The sequence below is a fragment of the Mesorhizobium sp. M7A.F.Ca.US.014.04.1.1 genome (assembly GCF_003998745.1).
Classification (GTDB): Bacteria; Pseudomonadota; Alphaproteobacteria; order Rhizobiales; family Rhizobiaceae; genus Mesorhizobium; species Mesorhizobium ciceri.
In genome coordinates this window covers 1-18,623 of the sequence record NZ_RZRW01000042.1, presented here as the reverse complement: position 1 = coordinate 18,623, position 18,623 = coordinate 1, and the positions used below count along the sequence as shown (strand labels likewise).

General features: G+C 63.5%; 20 protein-coding genes. 10 read left to right on the top strand and 10 right to left on the bottom strand.

Annotated features, from left to right (window positions below):
- From EOA22_RS04975 to EOA22_RS04960, 4 genes are all read right to left on the bottom strand, one after another.
- Positions 1-338 (bottom strand): carbonic anhydrase (locus EOA22_RS04975; RefSeq protein WP_281040751.1); only part of this gene is annotated, 338 nt, incomplete at its 3' end.
- Between the two features lie 148 nt (positions 339-486).
- Entirely contained in the window at positions 487-1,257 is a 771-nt protein-coding gene (locus tag EOA22_RS04970) for a DUF429 domain-containing protein (protein WP_127389866.1), read from the bottom strand.
- Positions 1,254-2,138: a pyridoxal kinase PdxY gene (gene pdxY, locus EOA22_RS04965; RefSeq protein ID WP_063169475.1), complete on the bottom strand. Its 885-nt coding sequence runs from the start codon at positions 2,136-2,138 to the stop codon at positions 1,254-1,256. Before pdxY ends, EOA22_RS04970 begins: the two co-directional genes overlap by 4 nt.
- Before the next feature lie 13 nt (positions 2,139-2,151).
- Positions 2,152-2,403: a hypothetical protein gene (locus tag EOA22_RS04960; protein WP_063169474.1), complete on the bottom strand. Its 252-nt coding sequence runs from the start codon at positions 2,401-2,403 to the stop codon at positions 2,152-2,154.
- A 164-nt stretch (positions 2,404-2,567) separates the two neighbouring features.
- Between EOA22_RS04960 and EOA22_RS04955 the strand changes: the two genes are divergently transcribed.
- The 5 genes from EOA22_RS04955 (at position 2,568) to ppa (ending at position 6,165) form a co-directional block, all read left to right on the top strand.
- The gene (locus tag EOA22_RS04955; RefSeq protein ID WP_024504707.1) at positions 2,568-3,206 is read left to right on the top strand and encodes a LemA family protein; all 639 of its coding nucleotides are present in this window, start codon (positions 2,568-2,570) and stop codon (positions 3,204-3,206) included.
- 177 nt (positions 3,207-3,383) lie between these two features.
- Positions 3,384-4,247, top strand: a complete 864-nt coding sequence (locus tag EOA22_RS04945) for a YgcG family protein (RefSeq protein WP_127389865.1) — start codon at positions 3,384-3,386, stop codon at positions 4,245-4,247.
- 8 nt (positions 4,248-4,255) lie between these two features.
- Entirely contained in the window at positions 4,256-4,894 is a 639-nt protein-coding gene (locus EOA22_RS04940; RefSeq protein WP_063169471.1) for a TPM domain-containing protein, read from the top strand.
- A gap of 118 nt (positions 4,895-5,012) precedes the next feature.
- Positions 5,013-5,519: a GNAT family N-acetyltransferase gene (locus EOA22_RS04935; RefSeq protein WP_013528996.1), complete on the top strand. Its 507-nt coding sequence runs from the start codon at positions 5,013-5,015 to the stop codon at positions 5,517-5,519.
- 112 nt (positions 5,520-5,631) lie between these two features.
- Complete coding sequence (gene ppa / locus EOA22_RS04930; RefSeq protein WP_013528997.1) at positions 5,632-6,165, top strand: inorganic diphosphatase; 534 nt, start codon at positions 5,632-5,634, stop codon at positions 6,163-6,165.
- Positions 6,166-6,174: 9 nt separating this feature from the next.
- On the opposite strand, the gene EOA22_RS04925 is transcribed toward ppa, so the two are convergent.
- Together EOA22_RS04925 and EOA22_RS04920 are read right to left on the bottom strand one after the other, a co-directional pair.
- The gene (locus tag EOA22_RS04925; RefSeq protein ID WP_013528998.1) at positions 6,175-6,768 is read right to left on the bottom strand and encodes a hypothetical protein; all 594 of its coding nucleotides are present in this window, start codon (positions 6,766-6,768) and stop codon (positions 6,175-6,177) included.
- A gap of 45 nt (positions 6,769-6,813) precedes the next feature.
- The gene (locus EOA22_RS04920) at positions 6,814-7,431 is read right to left on the bottom strand and encodes a TetR/AcrR family transcriptional regulator (protein ID WP_013528999.1); all 618 of its coding nucleotides are present in this window, start codon (positions 7,429-7,431) and stop codon (positions 6,814-6,816) included.
- A gap of 74 nt (positions 7,432-7,505) precedes the next feature.
- Between EOA22_RS04920 and EOA22_RS04915 the strand changes: the two genes are divergently transcribed.
- Positions 7,506-8,789 (top strand): MFS transporter, encoded by a 1,284-nt coding sequence (locus EOA22_RS04915; RefSeq protein WP_063169470.1) that lies wholly within the window; start codon positions 7,506-7,508, stop codon positions 8,787-8,789.
- A 180-nt stretch (positions 8,790-8,969) separates the two neighbouring features.
- A complete protein-coding gene (locus EOA22_RS04910; protein ID WP_063170395.1) occupies positions 8,970-10,544 on the top strand; it encodes an alkaline phosphatase in 1,575 nt (524 codons plus the stop codon).
- A 48-nt stretch (positions 10,545-10,592) separates the two neighbouring features.
- On the opposite strand, the gene EOA22_RS04905 is transcribed toward EOA22_RS04910, so the two are convergent.
- Positions 10,593-10,874 carry a hypothetical protein gene (locus EOA22_RS04905; RefSeq protein WP_224618852.1) on the bottom strand — a complete coding sequence of 94 codons (282 nt, stop codon included), beginning with the start codon at positions 10,872-10,874 and terminating at the stop codon, positions 10,593-10,595.
- Between the two features lie 197 nt (positions 10,875-11,071).
- On the opposite strand from EOA22_RS04905, the gene typA reads away from it, so the two are divergent.
- A complete protein-coding gene (gene typA / locus EOA22_RS04900; protein ID WP_013529003.1) occupies positions 11,072-12,901 on the top strand; it encodes a translational GTPase TypA in 1,830 nt (609 codons plus the stop codon).
- Positions 12,902-12,962: 61 nt separating this feature from the next.
- Here the strand turns inward: typA and EOA22_RS04895 are convergent, their stop codons facing one another.
- Positions 12,963-13,589, bottom strand: a complete 627-nt coding sequence (locus tag EOA22_RS04895) for a DUF1062 domain-containing protein (protein ID WP_063169468.1) — start codon at positions 13,587-13,589, stop codon at positions 12,963-12,965.
- 394 nt (positions 13,590-13,983) lie between these two features.
- Here EOA22_RS04895 and EOA22_RS04890 point away from each other — a divergent pair, with 394 nt between their 5' ends.
- Positions 13,984-14,598 carry a LysE family translocator gene (locus EOA22_RS04890; RefSeq protein ID WP_024504201.1) on the top strand — a complete coding sequence of 205 codons (615 nt, stop codon included), beginning with the start codon at positions 13,984-13,986 and terminating at the stop codon, positions 14,596-14,598.
- Positions 14,599-14,607: 9 nt separating this feature from the next.
- Here the strand turns inward: EOA22_RS04890 and EOA22_RS04885 are convergent, their stop codons facing one another.
- Entirely contained in the window at positions 14,608-14,931 is a 324-nt protein-coding gene (locus tag EOA22_RS04885; RefSeq protein ID WP_013529006.1) for a hypothetical protein, read from the bottom strand.
- A 138-nt stretch (positions 14,932-15,069) separates the two neighbouring features.
- Positions 15,070-15,633 (bottom strand): peroxidase-related enzyme, encoded by a 564-nt coding sequence (locus EOA22_RS04880; protein ID WP_063169467.1) that lies wholly within the window; start codon positions 15,631-15,633, stop codon positions 15,070-15,072.
- A 136-nt stretch (positions 15,634-15,769) separates the two neighbouring features.
- Here EOA22_RS04880 and EOA22_RS04875 point away from each other — a divergent pair.
- On the top strand, positions 15,770-18,623 hold a 2,854-nt coding region (locus EOA22_RS04875; protein ID WP_206521265.1), incomplete at its 3' end, for an NAD-glutamate dehydrogenase domain-containing protein.

Here is an 18,623-nt window from a genome sequence, read left to right as displayed (position 1 = left end):
GCGCGGATGCCGCCGCAGCGGCCATGGCCCATGACGACGATGTTCTTGACCTTGAGGCTCTGTACGGCGAATTCAAGCGCCGCCGAGGTCGAATGGAACTCGCCGTCGGGTGCATAGGGCGGCACCAGATTGCCGACATTGCGCAGAACGAAGAGTTCGCCCGGCCCAGCGTCGAAGATCGCCTCGGGCGCCGAACGCGAATCGCAGCAGGCGACGATCATCGTCTCCGGCGCCTGGCCTTCGCGAGCGAGATCGCGATAGCGCCCGCTCTCTGTGAGATAGCGGCCATTCATGAAATTGCGATAGCCGGCGAGAAGATGTTCAGGGAGATGGGACATGGGCGGCGTCTGGAGCCTTTCCGGGTTGGATGCGGCAGCTCGTTGCGGTCTAGAGAGGCTCTAGCGGCAAAAGCCGGTCGCGAGCAATGCAGAATTATGAGGGCTGGCTAGAAATGCCATGCATCGAGCGCAACGGTGGCCAACAGCGTCACGCCCAGATGGCGACGGGAATGCCAAAGCTGTCGCGGCCCGGCGGGTCGGGAAACGGCCGCGCCTCGCCGCCGACGATGCGACCGGCGATCAGCGTCATCGCGGCTGCGTCGAGGAAGTCATCAGCGGCGGCACCGCGGGGCGGCGGCTGGTCGAGAAAGCCCTTATCATAGCCGAGCCGGCAGAGCAGCGCCTTGCGTTCCGCCATGCCGGCCGGATTGATGCTGCCCTTGATCTTCTTCGGCAGTTGCATGGCTTGATCGCCGTTCAAGCGGCAGAAAGCGACTTCCGGATGGGATTCGAACACGCGGCCGCGCAAATCGGGCCGCGCGATCAGCAGGGCGTCGATCTCGCGGATCTTGGCAAAAATGCCGAACGCCTGGATCGAGACGCCGCGCGGCGGATCGGATGTGGTCAGGGCCACCGCACTTGCCCTGATGTGCGCGGCATACCAGGCTTCGATGGTGGTGAAGCCGTTGGTGTCGGCATAGAGCGCGGCACGGGACGGGATCGAGAAGACACTGGACTGGCGTGCCCCGAGCAGCGGCCGCACCAGCGCTTCGGGGCCGCGACCGCCCTTGCCCGAAAAGCCGGGCAGGCCGATCGGCATGTCGACGGCGATGACAGCGTCTTCGGGAAGGGATGCGAGCAGGGCAGTGAAGGTTGCAAAGACACCGACCGACGGTGCCATGCCAAAAGTTCGTCGGACGGCGATCCAGCCGGCCTTGCAGCCATCGACGCCGACAAGTACGGCCTCAGTCGATGTCACGCCCGGCGGCCCCGCCCTGGATGTGTGAGGTGGCGAAGCTGGACCATCGCCATCGGATGCGACAGGCTCTGCGCATCGGTTTCGAGCTGCAGTTCGTCGCCGCCGCGCTTGGCGGTGCGTGCCAGGATCTCGTAGACCGCCGCCGTCGTCGATTGCAGCGCCTTGATCGGTGGCTGGCCGGACAGGATGCGTGCCAGGTAAACGGCCGCCGTCAGATCGCCCAGGCCATTCGGCGGCTTGTCGATCAGGCGATGTTCGGCGAGCAGCGCCTGGCTGTTATCGAGCAGGAGGTTGCCGGTGCCGCCCGTCATCATCGACGGCGCCGAGGTGACCAGCATGGTCGATGGTCCGGCGTGCAGCGCCGCCGCGATCACCGATTTCATGTCTGGCAACGCGGCGCCGGCCATCCATTCCAGTTCGTAGCGGTTAGGGGTGGCTATGTCGGCGATCGGCATCAGCCGGTCGCGCATGGCGATGGCGGTCGGTTCGGGCACATAGAGGCCGCCCGAATCACCCATCACCGGATCGCAGATATAGACGGCGCCGGGCGTCCTTGCCTTGACCGCGGCGACCAGCGAGGCGACGGCCTCGGCCTGGCCCGCCTCGCCGAGATAGCCGGACAGCACGGCGCCGACCTCACCCAGCCATGGCGCCCGCTCGAGATCGGCCATCAGAGCCTTGAACTCGTCGAGCGGCGGCACGATGCGCGTCGCGCGCCCATGGCCGGGATGCCAGGGCAAGATGACGGTCGGCACCGCCCAGACCGGGAAACCCAGGGTCTCCAGCGCAAAGACGGCAGCACGGTTGCCGACCGAGCCACGCGCGACATGGCTGGAAATGACGATGACCGCACGCGGCGCGTCGGTTTGTTCGGCGCTCATTGTCGTTTGATTCCTAACTGCCCCGGATGACGTAAAGCACGAGCCAGACCATCAGGCCCAGCGCCAGCAGCAGGCCCAGCGTGCGGCCAAAGCGGGTGCCCCAGACTTCGATCGGATCGGCACGATCGGCATCGGCCGCGATGACGTGATCGTGCATGCCTTTCGCTGCCCGCGCTACAAACGAGTTGCCGGCCGGATCCGTCTCGCGCGCAATGCGCTCGAGGATACGGCGCGATTCCTTGTCGCTGTCCTGGCGTTCCGCCATGATGATGTCCCGTTTTGCCGGACCTTATCGCGTTCGCACGGCCAATCACAGAGCCTTGCAGCGGCACCGGGCGTGCCAGGCGAGGGGCTGCCGGCGCGGGCGGTTTTCTTGCGCGCTGATTGTGGTAATGCTTCGCGTGCAACTTCTACCGAGGGACCCCCATCATGTTTGCCCAGCGCCTTGCCTTGCCGTCCACGTTCCGCACGCTGCCCGCCTTCCTGATGATGGCGATCGTGTTGCCGCTGCTTGCAGGCTGCGGCTATAACACCATCCCGACGGCGGAAGAAAATGCCAGGGCGGCATGGAGCGAGGTGCTGAACCAGTATCAGCGCCGCGCCGACCTCATCCCCAACCTGGTCGAGACGGTCAAGGGCTATGCCTCGCATGAAAAGGATACGCTCGACGCGGTGGTCGAGGCGCGCGCCAAGGCAACGCAGATCACGGTAACACCGGAAACGCTGAAGGATCCCGAAGCCCTCAAGAAGTTTCAGGATGCCCAGGCGGGGCTGACCAGCGCGCTGTCGCGGCTGATCGCGGTCTCGGAGGCCTATCCCGACCTCAAGGCCAATCAGAACTTCCTGGCGCTGCAGGCGCAGCTCGAAGGCACCGAGAACCGCATCGCGGTGTCGCGGCGCGATTACATCCAGGCGGTCAGGGACTACAATCTGACGCTGAGGACGTTCCCCTCGGTGCTGTGGGCGACCTTCTGGTTCCGCGGCAACGAGCCCTTCGCCAATTTCACCGTCGCCGAAGACAAGATGCAGCCGCCGAAGGTCGATTTCGGCACGAAGCAGGGCGGGTGAACGTCCACTGTCATCGGAATAAATCCCGCGAAATGACGGGCTGCTGGCGTGCAAACACCCCCCTCTGTCCTACCGGACATCTCCCCCTCAAGGGGGGAGATTGGCAGCTTCGGCGCTGACGCCCATCTTGCGACGTTGAAAATTGGTGAAAGTGGAGATGGCGGCCAATCTCCCCACTTGAGGGGGAGATGCCCGGCAGGGCAGAGGGGGGCGCTCCGGAACGCAAGCCTAGGGTTCCTTTTCGCTCTTCTAAGCCTCCTCTTCCTCCCCTTCACCGCCCTCGCGGCCGATCTCCCGGCGCTGACCGGCCGTGTCGTCGACAATGCCGGCATCATCGACGCCGCGACCAAGGCGGCGCTGACCCAAAAACTCGCCGATTTCGAGACAAAAGGCTCCGACCAGATCGTCGTCGCGACGATTCCCAGCCTCGATGGCGAGGAGATCGAGCCTTACGCCAACCGGCTGTTCCGCTTCTGGAAGCTCGGCCAGGCGAAGGAAAACAATGGCGTCCTGCTGCTGGTGGCCCCGAACGACCGCAAGATGCGCATCGAGGTCGGCTATGGGCTGGAAGGCACGCTGACCGACCTGCACACCAAGCTGATCATCGAGAATGACATGGTGCCGGCCTTCCGCGCCGGGGACTTCTCGGGCGGTATCAGCAAGGCCGTCGACGACATGGTCATGGTGCTGGAAGGCAATCCCGAAGAACTGGAAGCGCGGGGCAAGCGCAATCCCGCCGATGACGGCACGTCCATCGATCCGATCTTTGCCGTGTTCCTGATCCTGTGGGCGACGATGTTCTTCGGCGGGATGGCGATGGCGTTCCTGCCGCCGATGTTCGGCACGAAACTGTCGCCGGGCGTGTACAAATGGCTGGGCATGACGTTTCGTTATGGCCGCGGGCCGAGCGGGTACTCGGGCACTGGCTGGACAACCGGTTCGTCGTCGGGCAGCGGCTGGTCTTCGGGGTCAAGCGGCGGTGGCGGATTTTCCGGTGGCGGCGGCTCGTCGGGTGGTGGCGGTTCTTCAGGAAGCTGGTGAGACAGATCATGGCAACACGACCAATCAGCCCGCAGGATCATGAGCGCATCGCAACCGCGATCCACGCCGCCGAGGAGAAAACCGACGGCGAAATCTACTGTGTCGTGGCGCATGCCAGCGACGGCTATTTCTTCCCGGCCGCCTTCATGGCGACCGTGTGCATGCTGTTCGTCAGCCTGGCGGTCGGCTACGGTCTGGAGGCCTGGTGGCTGTCGATCCGGCTGCCGCATTTCGTCCTCGCCCAGCTCCTGGCGCTTGCCTGCGTGCTGGCCTTGTTGTGGGCGCTGCCTGGTATGCGCATCCACCTGGTGCCGAGGCGGCTGCGCTACCAGGCGGCGCACGCCAACGCGATCAAGCAGTTCCTCGCCCGCAACGTCCACCGCACCACGGCGCGCACCGGCGTGCTGGTCTTCGTCTCGATCGCCGAGCGCTATGCCGAGGTGGTTGCCGATTCGGGTATCGACGCCAAGGTCGGCCAGCATGTCTGGGACGGCGTCGTGCGCGACCTTACCGCGCATGCCGGCGACGACCGGCTTGCCGACGGCTTCGTCAAGGCGATCGAGTTGGTGGGTGCGGTGCTGGCCGAGCATTTCCCGGTCACTGCGGGCGACAGCAACGAGCTCGACGACCATCTCGTCGAGATTTGAGCCTTTCCACAGAAGTCTTGAAGGCCCCTCACCAGGGCGGTGATCGCCTGTGAGAAAGCAGCCGGCTGGCGGCCCGGACCCTTGCAATCGGGCGATGCGGGTTTATGGTTAACAAATCATGAATACGCTGACGATCGACATCCGGAAAGCCGACCCGCGCGATGCCAGTGCCATCGCCGAGGTGCATCTGGAGGCCTGGCGCGGCGCCTATTCCGGCATCATTCCGCACCGGACCCTGACATCGATGATCAACCGCCGTGGCGCCGACTGGTGGGCGAATGCGATTCGCCGCGCCGCCACCGTTCTGGTCGTCGAAATCGGCGGCAAGATCGCCGGCTATGCGACGATCGGCAAGAACCGCGCCCGTGAACTGCGCCAGCAGGGCGAAATCTACGAATTGTACCTGCGCCCGGAATATCAGGGCATCGGGCTCGGCAGCCGCCTGTTTTCGGCGGCCAAGGCGCGGCTGGCCGATCACGGGCTGAAAGGCATGGTCGTGTGGGCGCTGGAGGACAACCAGAACGCGCTTGCCTTCTATGCCGGCGCCGGTGGCCGCGATGTCGCCGAGGGCGTCGAGATCTTCGAGCAAAAGGCGCTGAAGAAGGTCGCTTTCGTCTGGGAATGACAACCCGGCCTTTCGGCAATTGGGCGTTCCATTCGCACCCAGCACCATTCGCCGCATTGCACCATGACGCGCCGCCCGCTATCGATCGTCCATCGAGAGAGGGATTTAAGCCATGCGCATTGAAGCCATAGCCAGCGGAAAGAATCCGCCTGAGGACGTCAACGTCATCATCGAGGTGCCGATCGGCGGCGAGCCGATCAAGTACGAGATGGACAAGGAGGCCGGCACGCTGTTCGTCGACCGCTTCCTGCACACCTCGATGCGCTACCCCGGCAATTACGGCTTCGTGCCGCACACGCTGTCGGGCGACGGCGATCCGATCGACGTGCTGGTCTGCAACACGCGCGCGCTGGTGCCGGGCTGCGTCATCAACGTGCGGCCGATCGGCGTGCTGATCATGGAAGACAATGCCGGCCAGGATGAGAAGATCATCGCCGTGCCGTCGCCAAAACTGACGCTGCGTTACGAGAACGTCACCGAATACACTCAGCTGCCCGACATTACGCGCCAGCAGGTGCAGCACTTCTTCGAGCACTACAAGGATCTCGAGCCCGGCAAATGGGTCAAGATCGAAGGCTGGCACGATTCCAAATACGCCAAGAAGATGATCGTCGACGCGATCGAGCGGGCCAAGGCGAGCAAGTAGCCCGACCGGTCAGTTGTCGACCCGGCCGAAGGCCGGCACTTTGCCGATGACGGTGTGTCTGTCCTTGCCGCAGGCGAAGGTGCGTGCCTTGTCGTCGGCAAGCTTGCGCGCCTGGTCGTTGGCGACGGGATTGCCGGTGGCCAGCACCAGGCCGACGGTGCAGCCGTCGCGGGCGTCCATCTGGCCGACCTTGGCGACGAGCAGCACCTCGGTCGGCTTTTTCTCGTCCTCGGGATTGCTGATCGAGCGGCGATGGATGACGGCATAGGGCACTGCCGTGTCGCCCTTGGTTTCGATGCGCCATTCGACTTTGGCTCCGGACGAATTGAGGCCGGAAAAGCTTTCCCAGACCGTCGTCATGTCGCCGCCGGGCGGAAAACCGTAGAACAGCGATTCACGGGCGTCGTCATAGGCGATCAGTACGGGATAGCCGCGATAGCCTGAACAGGCGAGTTCGGCCCAGTCGCCGTCGCCTTCTTCTGCCTGCGCGTAGGTCACGCAGTCCGTTTTCGAATCCAGATCGGTGTAGGCGCTGGAAATGCCGTCGGCTTGCGCCGCCTGACCGAGACCGACCAGGACAAGCGGGATCAGAATGGCACGCATGGCGGTCAATCTCCGTTGCAAGCCGCCGCAGCGTAGCGCCAAACGCTATTTCTTCAAGCTGGCTTCGATCAGCAGGTCGGCATTGCGGGCAACCGCTTGCGCCGGACCGCCGAGGCCGAACAACTGGCCGCTGATATAGGCGCCCTCGATCAGCAGCAGCAGGCCGTCGCCGAGCGTGTCTGGGTCTTGCGCGCCCATCGCAGCCGCCATGGCGCGCAGGCGGCGGCGCAGTTCCTGCTTGTTGGCCTCGCTGACCACGCGAGCCGGGTGGCTGTGGTCGGGATATTCGACCGCCGCATTGGTCATGCCGCAGCCGCGATAGTCCGCCACCTGCGTGCGCTTGCCGATGCGGGTCAGGAAAGCCTTGATCTGAGCGCGCGGGTCGCCGGGATGAGCGGCGACCGCCTCGTCGAAGCGCTCCCAGTATTCACGGTCATATTGCCTGAGATAGGAAGCGGCCAGTTCGTCCTTGGACGGAAAGCTGCGGTAGAGGCTGGGCTTGGTGACGCCGGCACGCTTGACGATCTCGTCGACGCCGATCGCCCTGATGCCGCGCCGGTAGAACAGGTCATAGGCCACATCGAGGATCTTCTTGGCGGCTTTCGGCGGAGCGGATGCATGACCGTCGCTGATGGTCAGTTCAATATTTTTGTCGGTTGGCATCGTGTGACTCGATTGACAATGTTACCGATCGGTACGTATACATGTTCCCACCCTGCAACGTACCGGTCAGTAACATGATAACTCAATCTCGCCCCTTTGGCCAGCGCTACGCTTTCGTCGTGGTCGGCGTCATCTTCCTCAGCCTGCTGGTCGCGGCTGGCCTGCGCTCCGCACCCTCGGTCATGATGCTGCCACTCGAGAACAGTTTCGGCTGGCGCCGCGACGTCATCTCCCTGGCCGCCGGTGTCGGCATTCTGCTTTACGGTTTGACGGGGCCATTTGCCGCAGCCCTGATGGAGCGCATCGGGCTGCGCCGCACGCTGCTCGCCTCGCTGGTGGTGATGTCGGGCTCGACCATGCTCAGCCTGCTGATGACCAAGCCGTGGCATCTGTTCATCACCTGGGGCGTGTTCTCGGGCATTGGTTCCGGTGCCGTCGCCAGCGTGCTCGGCGCGACCATCGTCAATCGCTGGTTCAAGACCAATCGCGGCCTTGTCATGGGATTGATGTCGGCCTCCAGTGCCTCGGGCATGCTGGTGTTCCTGCCGCTGATCGCCGCTCTGGCACAGTCGGGCGGCTGGCAGCCGGTTGTCATTGCGGTCGCGATCGCGACCGCTGCCCTGATACCGCTGGTCTGGCTGCTGGTGCCGGAGCGGCCGGCATCGATCGGCATGGTGCGCTATGGCGCCGAGGCTGACGATGTGCCGCCGACGCCGCCTGCGTCACAGGGCAACTTTCTGGCGCATACGTTCTCGACGCTGCGCCGTGCCGCCGGCACGCGGGTGTTCTGGTATCTGTTCGCCACCTTCTTCGTCTGCGGCTTCACCACCAACGGGCTGGTCGGCACGCATCTGATCGCGTTTTGCGGCGACATGGGCATCGGCGAGGTGCAGGCCGCCGGCCTGCTGTCGATGATGGGCATTTTCGATCTGATCGGCACGACATTGTCGGGCTGGCTCACCGACCGTTTCGACCCGCGCAAGCTGCTCGGCGTCTATTACGGCATCCGCGGCCTGTCGCTGATCTACCTGCCCTATTCCGGCTTCTCAGCGACCAGCCTGATCATCTTCGCCGTGCTCTACGGTCTCGACTGGATCGCCACCGTGCCGCCGACTCTGAGGCTCGCCAATGAGGCGTTCGGCGATCGCAGTGGGCCGATCGTGTTCGGCTGGATCGTCGCCGGCCACCAGATCGGTGCGGCGACCGCCGCCGCCTTCGGTGGCACCATGCGCGAGTTGCAGGGCAATTACGAACTGGCCTTCCTGATCGCCGGCATGACGGCAATAGCCGCTGCCTGTATCTCGCTGCTGATCAACACCAGCAAGCCGGCATTCGAGCCGGAGCCGCAGGCGGCGTAGGGAGAGACGCTACCGGCCAAGCTGCCATCTCCCCCACACGGAGGAAGATCGGCAGCTTCGCCGTCCGCGCAAACGCCCACCCGCCTGTTGATCGTCAGAAAAACTTCATGATCCCGAGATGTCCCTGAAACATTGACGCTGGATTTTGGTGGCACCGTTCAAGCCATCCAGGAGACAGCCGTGAACAAGCTTTCGATGACTCGCCGCGCTTTCGTCACCTCCGCCAGCGCCGTTGGCCTGGCCGGCGTCTCGAGCCTGGTGCTGCCCTACTATTCGCGCGCCAGTCAGCGGCCGGCCTTCACCCATGGCGTCCAGTCCGGCGATGTCGACGCAACCAGCGGCATGGTGTGGACGCGCACCGATCGCCCGTCGCGCGTCATGTTCGAAGTGTCGTCGACGGAGAACTTCGCCACTGCGACACGCCTGGCGCCGCTCGATACGTCGCCGGCCAGCGACTACACCGTCAAGCGGCTGCTCACCGACCTCGCTTCGGACCAGGATATCTTCTATCGCATGACGGCAGCCGATCTCGCCGACATCAACGCCGTTTCCGAGCCGATCATCGGGCGCTTCAGGACGGCGCCGGCCTCGAAGCGCGACATCCGCTTTGCCTGGTCGGGCGACACCGCCGGCCAGGGCTGGGGCATCGATGAGACCGGCATGAAGACCTACGCCACGATCGGCAAGCACACGCCCGACTTCTTCCTGCATTCGGGCGACACCATCTATGCCGACGGCGCCATGAAGGACGAGGTCGACCTGCCCGGCGGCGGCAAGTGGAAGAACGTCGTGCTGATCGACGGCAAACGCAAGGTTGCCGAGACGCTGGACGAATACCGGGACCAGTGGAAGTACAACATGATGGACAGGAACGTGCTCGGCCTCAGCGCCATCTGCCCGACTTTCTACCAGTGGGACGACCATGAAGTCCTGAACAACTGGTCGGATTCGAAGGATCTCAGCGCCGACAGCCGCTATTCGGAAAAATCCATCCACGTGCTGGCGGCCCGTGCGGCGCGGGCTTTCCACGAGATGACGACGATCCGCTACGAACCTTCCGAGCCCGGCCGCGTCTATCGCAAGATCGCCTACGGGCCGCTGCTCGACGTGTTCTTCCTCGACATGCGCTCCTATCGCGGCCCCAATGGTCCCGACATGCAGGATGAGATGACGCCGCAATCGCGCATGCTCGGCGAACAGCAGACGAAATGGCTGAAGCGCGAACTGGCGAATTCGAAGGCGACCTGGAAAATCATCGCCGCCGACATGCCGCTCGGCCTCGTCGTCTGGGACGACGGCACCAAGAAGGTTGGTGCCGAAGCAGTCAGCAATGGCGACAATGGCTTGCCAAAAGGGCGTGAGCTCGAGATCGCCGACCTGCTGCGCTTCATCAAGAATGCCGGCATCAGCAACACCGTCTGGCTCACCGCCGACGTGCATTACACGGCCGCGCATTATTACAACCCGGACAAGGCGCAGTTCCAGGATTTCAATCCGTTCTGGGAATTCGTTTCGGGTCCGATCCATGCCGGAACGTTCGGGCCGAACGATTTCGACATGACGTTCGGTCCGGAGCTGAAGTTCATCAAGGCGCCGACCGCCGAACAGGGACAGAACCTGCCGCCCTCGGCAGGTCTGCAATTCTTCGGGCTGGTCGATATTTCAGGCGCCAGCGAGCAGATGACGGTGCGGCTGATGGATCGCGACGACAATGAACTCTACAAGGTGACGCTCGACCCGGTGCGGTCGGCATAAGCGCGCGCTGATGGAAAGGTGTCGCGCGCGTCTAGGGCGCGCGATGCCTTAGTCCGGGTAGCAGACCATGGGGATATTCGGCCAGACGGCGCTGTCGCAGTTGGCGGCGTCCTGCCGCTGCTTGAAGGCGGCGCTGACCGGGCCGGTCACCACCGGGTCGACGCCGTCGGGCGCGTCGGCGAAAATCTGCTCGGCCGACTGTGCCTCTGACGGCAAGGCAGGCCGTGATTCCTTCGTCGTCGCGGCCGACTGCGCGGCGTTGGCCGCCAGCAGGACGGCGAAGGCAACAGAGGCGATGAGCGGCCAGAATCGGTTGAGTTTATCGGTCATGACGTTCGAACTGCCCGGGCCCCGAGGGGTTCCCGCCTTGGTTAACAAAATCATCTCACACGCAGATGCTTAAGATTTGATGAGTATTTGGTGACGCGCCTCCTCTTTCGCAACTGCGAAAAACCCTGTATGAGCCGCGCAACCGAAAGAGGCAGCGCCTTTTGGCCTGCTGCCTGCAACGCTTCCGAGACCAGAACATGAAAATCCGTAATATCGCGATCATCGCGCACGTCGACCATGGAAAGACCACCCTGGTCGACCAGCTTTTGAAGCAGTCCGGCTCCTTCCGAGACAATCAGCGCGTGGCCGAGCGCGCCATGGATTCCAACGACCTCGAAAAGGAGCGCGGCATCACCATCCTGGCCAAAGCGACCTCGGTCGACTGGAAGGATACCCGCATCAACATCGTCGACACCCCCGGCCACGCCGATTTCGGTGGCGAGGTCGAACGCATCCTGTCGATGGTGGACTCAGCCATCGTGCTGGTCGATGCCGCCGAAGGGCCGATGCCGCAGACCAAATTCGTCGTCGGCAAGGCGCTCAAGGTCGGCCTGAAGCCGATCGTCGTCATCAACAAGATCGATCGCCCGGACGCCCGTCATGTCGAGGTGGTCAACGAGGTGTTCGACCTCTTCGCAGCGCTCGACGCCACCGACGAGCAGCTCGACTTCCCGATTCTGTACGGCTCAGGCCGCGATGGCTGGGTTTCGGAAAATCCGGAAGGACCGAAGGACCAGCAGTTGGCGCCCCTGTTCGACCTCGTCATCAAGCATGTGCCGGAGCCGACCGTTCATCCCGGTCCGTTCCGCATGATCGGCACCATCCTGGAAGCCAATCCGTTTCTCGGCCGCATCATCACCGGCCGCATCGAGAGCGGCACGCTGAAGGCCAACCAGCCGGTCAAGGTGCTGCACCATGACGGTACTCAGATCGAAACCGGCCGTATTTCCAAGATCCTGGCCTTCCGCGGCCTTGAGCGCCAGCCGATCGAAGAAGCGCAGGCGGGCGACATCGTCGCCATTGCCGGCTTGTCGAAGGGCACCGTCGCCGACACGTTCTGCGACCCGAGCGTGAGCGAACCGCTGCATGCGCAGCCGATCGATCCGCCGACCGTGACCATGTCGTTCCTGGTCAACGACAGTCCGCTGGCCGGCACCGAAGGCGACAAGGTGACCAGCCGCGTCATCCGCGACCGCCTGCTGCGCGAAGCCGAAGGCAATGTCGCGCTGAAGATCGAGGAATCGCCTGACAAGGATTCGTTCTTCGTCTCCGGCCGCGGCGAATTGCAGCTGGCCGTGCTGATCGAGACGATGCGGCGCGAAGGCTTTGAAATCGCCGTGTCGCGTCCGCGCGTCGTCATGCAGAAGGGCGAGAATGGCGAATTGCTGGAGCCGGTCGAAGAAGTCGTCATCGACGTCGACGAGGAGCATGCCGGCGTCGTCGTGCAGAAGATGTCCGAGCGCAAGGCCGAGATGGTCGAACTGCGCCCATCCGGCGGCAATCGTCAGCGCATTGTCTTCCATGCGCCGACCCGTGGCCTGATCGGCTACCAGTCGGAGCTTTTGACCGACACGCGCGGCACCGCCGTGATGAACCGGCTTTTCCATGCCTATGAGCCCTACAAGGGCGAGCTGCCAGGCCGCACCAATGGCGTGCTGATTTCCAACGAACAGGGCGAATCGGTCGCCTACGCCATGTGGAACCTGGAAGATCGCGGCCCGATGGTCATCGATCCGGGCGTCAAGGTGTATCAGGGCATGATCATCGGTATCCATAGCCGCGACAATGACCTTGAAGTGAACGTGCTCAAGGGCAAGAAGCTGACCAACATCCGTGCCGCCGGCAAGGACGAGGCGGTCAAGCTGACCCCGCCGATCCGCATGACGCTGGAACGCGCGCTGGCCTGGATCCAGGACGACGAGCTGGTCGAAGTGACGCCGAAGACCATTCGGCTGCGCAAGCTCTATCTCGATCCGAACGAGCGCAAGCGGTTCGAGAAGTCGTCCAAGGTGGTCGGCGCGGCGTAAGCTCTTATTTTTTCCAACAGCGGAGAGGGGCGGAGCAACCAGTGTTCCGCCCCTTTTTCGTTCATCCACCGGCAGCCGCGATGATGGCCTGCCGATCGGCCTCGCCGGCCAGATCGATGCGGATCGTGTTTCCCGCACGGGCCGGCTTGCGCAGGGCCTTTGCTCCATCCGGGTCAACGATGAGCAGCCGCTTCTCCTCCAGCGCCTGAAGCCGTGATCGCGAGATGCAGAGTTCGCTTGCGAGCAGCCGGTCGAGCCGCAGCGATGTCGGCATTTCGAGCCCGAGCTGGAGTTCCAACACGGTCGCGGCTTCCCTGGTGTCGCCGAGCCTGCGCTTGTGAACGCTGACATCGGAGAACTCCTCGACGCGCCCGATCCGGTTGCGCAACGCCACCGCATCGAAGGCATGACGGTGAGCGAGTGCAGGATCGTTGCTTTCGAGCGCCGCCAGCAGCGCCGGGTCGATGTCGCGGCGGTTGCAGCGTTCGAAAATGCCGAAATTCCAGGAATTGTCGCAGTCGATGCAGCGATAGATCAGCCACACGTCGATGCGTTTGCCATTGGCGTTGACGCGGAACTTTCCGCTGCTGCAATAGGCCCTCACGGTGCCGCAGCGGTTGCAATTGATGAGCGGTCGAGGTGCGGTCTGGGGTGCGATTGCCCAGTGGATACGCAGAAGTCCAGACATGCCGATAAGCCCTTCCCGTCGGGAAGTTCATCAGGCCGGCGATGTCGAGATGCCCATGCGGGCGCGGCGTGGCGGTCGCTTGCTATGATTGGAAATCGGATGTCACGGGCGGCAGCGCGCAACAACGGTTCAGCAGTGCCAAACCGGTCTCGAACCGCCGCCCAGAAGAACACATGAACATGAAAACAGATACCGCAAATGCGGTGTCATGCAGTGTGTCGGGGGAGTTGGCGAGACCGGCGGTTACGTAGGCAAAGTGAAGCTCAAAATTGTTTCGCGATGGCCTTTCTAGCCGCGACATGCCGGACCGACAAGGGTCTTTTGTCGGTGCTACCGCAGCCGAGCCACTTGCGTTAATATCCGAAATCGAAGGTTTTCAACCAGAGACCCGGTTATGCACCCCACCTCGCTCCTGATTTTCGCCGCCGCTCTGTTCGTTGCCGCGGGCTCGCCTGGGCCATCGATCGCGGCGCTTGTCGCCCGCGTCATCTCGAAAGGGTTTCGCGACGTGTTCCCGTTCCTGCTCGCCATGTGGATCGGCGAGGGCATCTGGCTATCGCTGGCGGTGTTCGGGCTGGCTGTCGTGGCGCAGACCTTCCATTTCGCCTTCGTCGTGGTGAAATGGGTCGGCGTTGCCTATCTCGCTTACCTCGCCTGGAAGATGTGGACCGCGCCTGTCGATGCAAAAGAGGGCGAGATGCCGCGCGAGGATTCGGCGATAAAACTGTTCTTCGCCGGCATGGCGGTGACGCTCGGCAATCCCAAGATCATGATGTTCTACCTGGCGCTGCTGCCGACCATCATCGACCTCGCTTCGGTCAGCATCGTCGGCTGGGTCGAGCTGACGGCGACCATGGCCGTGGTGCTGGTCGCCATCGATCTCGCCTGGGTGCTCGCCGCATCACAGGCGCGCAAGCTTTTGAAGAGCAAGCGCGCCATGAAGATCGCCAATCGCATCAGCGCCACGACGATGGCCGGTGCGGCGGCCGCCATAGCGACGCGGTCCTGAGCCGGCGCGTCACATCACTTCAATGATCGGCGCGATCTCGACGCTGAAGGCCGGGTTCATCAGGATCGGGCAGTCCTTGGCCTTGGCGACGGCATCGTCGATGTCTTTCGCTTCGACGATCGTGTAGCCGGCGGCCGGATTGCTGCCGCCATTGTTCTCGACCTTGCCGCCGGGCAGCACCATCTTCGACATGCCGACCGGATTGCCGCCGTCGACCACAGCCGAGCCGAGCTTGCCGTACCAGCCGTTCCAGGCGTCCATTGCGGCCTTCCGCTCGGCCTCGTCGGTCGGCATCTTGCCCGAGCCATGATAGACGTAGAGATACTTCGCCATGTTCTCCTCCCTTGGTGAGCGGCATCGAACCGGCATGCGGTCATGCCGCCTGCCGATCATCGGACCAAACCGGCAAACAAGCAACGAGAATGCGACACTGCTAATATAACGCCCCGGTCTGGATCCTGCCGCAATCCGTCACCTTGCCATGGCGTGGTATTCGTCGTTCGGCCGCATATCGATTGCCGCGGCCACGCGGTTCGACATGTTGAAGAAGGCAGCGGTCGAGGCGATGTCCCAGATGTCGCGATCGGTGAAGCCGGCCTGACGCAGCGCGCCCCGGTCGGCCTCGACGATCTTGGCCGGCTCTTGCGTCAGCTTGACGGCGAATTCGAGCATTGCCGTCTGCCTGGGCGAAAGATCGGCGGCGCGGAAATTCATCACCATCATTTCGCCGAGCGCCGGATCGCCGGAGAGCTGGCGCACCGCCGCGCCGTGCGCGGTCAGGCAATAGTAGCAATGATTGATCGAGGAGACGGCGACCGCGATCATTTCGCGCTCCAGCTTCGACAGGCCGGACTCACCCAGCATCAAATCGTTGTACATGTCGGTGAAGGCGCGCAGCTTCTTGTCGTCGAAGGCATAGGCCCTGAGCACGTTGGGGACGAGGCCGAGCTTCTCCTCGCATTTGGCGAAATAGGTTTTTGTCGCCTCGCTCAGCTCTCCCTGGCCAAGATCAAGCGCGCTGATTTTGCCGGTCATGGGTCATTTCTCCTCGTTGCGCGGCATCTTGTCGCCAAATTCCGATAATTCTTGGCAAGCCGTCAAACCTTTGTCGCCAAACAGCGGTCATCTGCTACCATAGTCGTAAAAGCATTCGACGGGAGGGACGTGCGTCATGGCCAGCGTGAAATCCGCGAGCAAGCCGAAGAAAAAAGCCACGGCAGCGCTTAAAGCGGAGGAAAGGCCAGCCAGGCTTGCAGACTATCTGCTCGCCCGCGCGCCAGCTGAAGACATTGCTCCCTACGATGTGGCCGACCTGGAGCGGGCTGCCGATCTCGCCGGCCAGGCAGTCGCCACTCACAGGAAAGGCGAGTGCGTCGTCGCCGTCGATGCCGATTCGGGCGTTGTGCGAGACGGCCGCCCGATGACGGTTGTCACGGTCGTCAACGACAACATGCCGTTCCTGTTCGATTCCATCCTCGGCGAGATCACCGAGACATCGGGCGAACCGACCCTGGTCACCCATCCGGTTATCGTCGTGCGCCACGGCAAGGGCGGCGTGGAAGAAATCCTCGGCGACGGCAATTTCGCCAAGGACGATGGCAGCCACGACCGGCTGAGCGTCATCCATGTCCACATCCCGCGGCTGACATCCGAGCAGGCGAGCGGATTGAGCGAGCGGCTGCGCAAGATCCTTGGCCAGGTTCATGCCGCCGTTCACGACTGGAGGCCAATGCTGGCCCGCCTCGATCAGGCGATCTCGGAATTCCGCTATACGGCCGTGCCGCTCGACAAGAAGAGCGTTGCCGAGGCTCTCGCCTTCCTGGAGTGGCTGCGCGACGACAATTTCACCTTCCTTGGCATGCGCGAGTTCAAATACACCGGCGGCGAGGAAAGCGGCACGCTGGAGCGCGCTGAAAAGCCTGGCCTCGGCATCCTGTCCGATCCCGACGTGCTGGTGCTCAGGCGCGGCACCGAAGCGGTAACGACGACGCCGGAGATCCGCGCCTTCCTGCATGGGCCGGAGCCGCTGATCGTCACCAAGGCCAATGCCAAGTCGTCCGTGCACCGCCGCATCTATCTCGATTACATCGGCATCAAGACCTACACCGCCAAGGGTACGCTCGCGGGCGAATTGCGCATCGTCGGCCTGTTCACCTCGACCGCCTACACGCGCTCGGTGATGAAGATCCCGTATCTCAGGTCCAAGGCCGAAACCATCATCGCCAAGTCCGGCTTCGACCGGCACGATCATTCCGGCAAGGCGCTGATCAACGTGCTGGAAAGCTATCCGCGCGACGAGCTGTTCCAGGTGCCGGTGCCGATCCTGCGCAAACATGCCGCCGCCATTCTGGGCCTGGTCGAGCGGCCACGCGTGCGGGCGCTGGTGCGCGCCGACCAGTTCGACCGTTTCGTCTCAATCCTCGTCTTCGTGCCGCGCGACCGTTACGACAGCGTCGTGCGCGAGAAGATTGGCTCCTATCTGAAAACCGTATTCGAAGGCCGGCTGTCGGCCTACTACCCGGCCTTTCCCGAGGGCGGGCTGGCGCGCGTGCACTTCATCATCGGCCGCTCCGGCGGCAAGACGCCGAAGGTCGAGCAAGCGACGATAGAGGCGGCGATCCGCGACATCGTGCGTACCTGGGAGGACGCCCTTTCCGATGCGGCCGAGGCCAGTGGCGGCGACCAGGCTTTGAAGGCGATTGCCGCGCGGCTGCCGGAAAGCTACCGCGATTCGTTCAGCGCGGCGGTGGCGCTGGCCGATGCCGGGCGCATTGCCAAGATCAGCGCCGGCAATCCGATCGCCATCGACTATTATCGCCATGCCGAGCAGAAGCCGCACCAGGCATCGCTGAAGATCTATCACCACGGCAGCCCGGTGGCGCTGTCGCGCCGCGTGCCGGTGCTGGAAAACATCGGCTTCCGCGTCATCAGCGAGCGCACTTTCGAGGTCGGCGACGACCAGGTCGGCACGATCAATAGTGATCGGCCCGGCTTAGTCTTTATTCATGACATGGAGCTTGAGAACAGCTACGGCCAGCCGATCGACCTGACCGATGGCGGCGCGCTGTTCGAAGATGCGTTCCTCTCCGTCTGGCGCGGCGACGTCGACAATGACGGCTATAACGGCCTCGCCCAGACCGCCGGCCTGTGGTCTGGCGAGATCACCATCCTGCGCGCCTATGGCCGTTATCTGCAGCAGGTCGGCATTCCGCAAAGCCAGGATTTCATCGCCGCCGCGCTCAACCGCTATCCCGACATAGCGCGTGGCCTGCATGCGCTGTTCATCGCCCGGCTTGGCCCGACAGCCGAGACCGAAGGCGTGGTGGCCGCAAAGCATCTCAAGGCCAAGATCAAGGATGCGCTGGAGGATGTGCCGAACATCGACGACGACACCATCATCCGGCGCTACCTCAATCTGATCGAAGCCACGCTGCGCACCAATCATTTCGTTGCCGATACGAAAGAAAAGGGCCAGTCGCTGGCGATCAAGCTGGACTCGCACGCGGTCGAGGGCTTGCCGGCGCCGCGGCCGTGGCGGGAGATCTTCGTCTACGGCTCCGAGGTCGAAGGTCTGCATCTGCGCTTCGGTCCGGTGGCGCGCGGCGGCCTGCGCTGGTCCGACCGCGCCCAGGACTACCGCACCGAGGTGCTCGGCCTGGTCAAGGCACAGCAGGTCAAGAATGCCGTCATCGTGCCGGTGGGCGCCAAGGGCGGCTTCTATCCGAAGAAGCTGCCGATGAGCGCTGGCCGCGACGCGATCTTCGAGGCCGGTACTTCGGCCTACAAGAACTTCGTCTCCAGCCTGCTGTCGATCACCGACAATATCGGCCTCGACGGCGTCATCCCGCCGGCCGGCGTTATCAGACGCGACCCGGACGATCCGTATTTCGTCGTTGCCGCCGACAAGGGCACGGCGACCTTCTCCGATACCGCTAACGCGATCTCGGAGAAGCACGGCTTCTGGCTCGACGACGCCTTCGCCAGCGGCGGCTCGGCCGGCTATGACCACAAGAAGATGGGCATCA